Raw genomic sequence first — 436 nt, 5'->3', positions numbered from 1 at the left:
CCGCGGTGCGGTGCGGGGTCGTATGGGGCCGGCTGGAGCGGTCGTGCAAGCCCGCTTCGCCATGGTCGCGCCATCGACGTACCCACTTGTAGGCCGTGGGCCGGGAGATGCCCATCTCGGCGGCCACGTGCGCGACCGGGCGGCCGGACAGGACGCGGTGAACGAGCAGACGGCGACCATGAACGGTCAGCCGGGCGTTACGGTGGGACACGAGGCCTCCGCGTGTGCTGCAGATTCGACACCTACACCACACCGGAGGCCTCTCCTATGATCAACCCCCACTGTTAACAACGCCCGTGATCAATACACCTAGGGCCTGTACGGAGTTGAGATCAGAGGGATTGCCTGCGGTATGGCCGACGGTCCTGGTAGGCCATCGGGCATGGCGCGTGGAGACCTCACCGACGAGGAATGGTCCTTGATCGAGCCCCACTTA

At 65.6% G+C, this 436-nt stretch carries 1 protein-coding gene; it reads right to left on the bottom strand.

Annotated features, from left to right (window positions below):
* On the bottom strand, positions 1-211 hold a 211-nt coding region (locus HTZ77_RS44950; RefSeq protein WP_175588630.1), incomplete at its 3' end, for a helix-turn-helix domain-containing protein.
* Positions 212-436: the final 225 nt, after the last annotated feature.

The organism is Nonomuraea montanisoli (assembly GCF_013363975.1).
GTDB lineage: Bacteria > Actinomycetota > Actinomycetes > Streptosporangiales > Streptosporangiaceae > Nonomuraea > Nonomuraea montanisoli.
This window is presented reverse-complemented; position numbering and strand designations above follow the sequence as displayed.